The organism is Paractinoplanes durhamensis, assembly GCF_016862175.1.
Taxonomy (GTDB): domain Bacteria; phylum Actinomycetota; class Actinomycetes; order Mycobacteriales; family Micromonosporaceae; genus Actinoplanes; species Actinoplanes durhamensis.
This window is the reverse complement of record NZ_BOML01000130.1, coordinates 1-1,315: the sequence shown is the minus strand read 5'-3', so window position 1 is coordinate 1,315 and position 1,315 is coordinate 1. Positions and strand designations below refer to the sequence as shown.

The following is a 1,315-nucleotide window of genomic DNA, read 5'->3' as shown; positions in this document are numbered from 1 at the left end:
ACAGTCCCCGGGTTTGATGGAGACATCGAAACCTGGGAGAAGATTCAGCTATGCCGGCACCGAAGAAGTACCCCGATGAGTTGCGTGAGCGTGCGACCCGGTTGGCGGTCGAAGCCCGCCGGGACCCGGCGTCCGCGGTCGGCGCGATCCGGCGGATCGCTGATCAGCTCGGGATTCATCCGGAGGCGTTACGGGTGTGGGTGAAGCAGGCCGAGACCGATGCCGGTGACCGGCCGGGCACGACCAGCAGCGACTCCGAACGCCTCGCCGCCCTGGAACGGGAGAATCGTGAGCTGCGCCGGGCGAACCAGATCCTGAAGTCCGCGGCGACTTTCTTCGCGGCGGAGCTGGACCGTCCGTCGCGATGAAGGTCGCCTTCGTCGACTCCCAGAAGCAACAGCACGGTGTCCAGCCGGTCCTGCAGGCGCTCGAAGACACGCCGGCACAGATCGCACCGTCGACCTACTACGCCGCCAAGACCCGCCCCGCCAGCGCCCGGGCGGTGCGCGACGAGGAACTGACCGTGGTGATCGAGCGGATCCACGCGGACAACTACGACGTCTACGGCGCCCGCAAGATCTGGCACGAACTGCACCGCCAGGGTGTGCCGGTGGCCCGGTGCACCGTCGAACGGCTGATGCGCGCAGCCGGGCTACGTGGGCTGCTACGCGACAAGTCGCCGCGCACGACCCGGCCGGCGGCCGAGACTGGACGTCCCGGTGACCTGGTCAAACGTGACTTCACCGCCGCAGGCCCGAACCAGTTGTGGGTCGCGGACCTGACCTACGTGCGCACCAGTGTGGGCTGGGTGTACGCCGCGTTCGTCCTGGACGTGTACTCCCGCATGATCGTCGGCTGGCAGGTCGCCACCTCGCTCTACACCGATCTGGCTCTCGACGCGCTGAAGATGGCGGTGTGGCGCCGTCAGAATCACGGCGCTGACCTCGGCGGACTCGTTCATCACTCGGATCGGGGAGTCCAATATCGAGCGATCCGTTACAGCCAGCGGCTCGCCGAGGCCGGCGCCGTGGCCTCGGTCGGCTCGAAGGGCGACTCCTACGACAACGCGATGGCCGAGGCGTTCAACTCCCTCTACAAGGCCGAACTCGTCCGCAACAAGGGTCCGTGGCGCGGGCTCGACGACCTGGAAATGGCCACCGTCGAATACATCGACTGGTACAACAACCGAAGGCTGCACGGCGAACTCGGACACGTCCCACCCGCCGAACACGAAGCGCTACACGCGATGACCCGGCCGGTCACCGCACCCCCGAAAACCTGCTAACCAACTCTCCATCAAACCCGGGGCTTGACA

1 protein-coding gene is annotated in these 1,315 nt (G+C 66.7%); it reads left to right on the top strand.

Annotated elements, in window-relative coordinates; genetic code table 11:
* Positions 1-50: 50 nt before the first annotated feature.
* A protein-coding gene (locus tag Adu01nite_RS47430) for an IS3 family transposase (RefSeq protein WP_239133254.1) occupies positions 51-1,285 on the top strand; the annotation gives its coding sequence in 2 pieces (ribosomal slippage) (positions 51-330 and positions 330-1,285; 1,236 coding nt in all).
* The last annotated feature ends 30 nt before the right edge of the window (positions 1,286-1,315 follow it).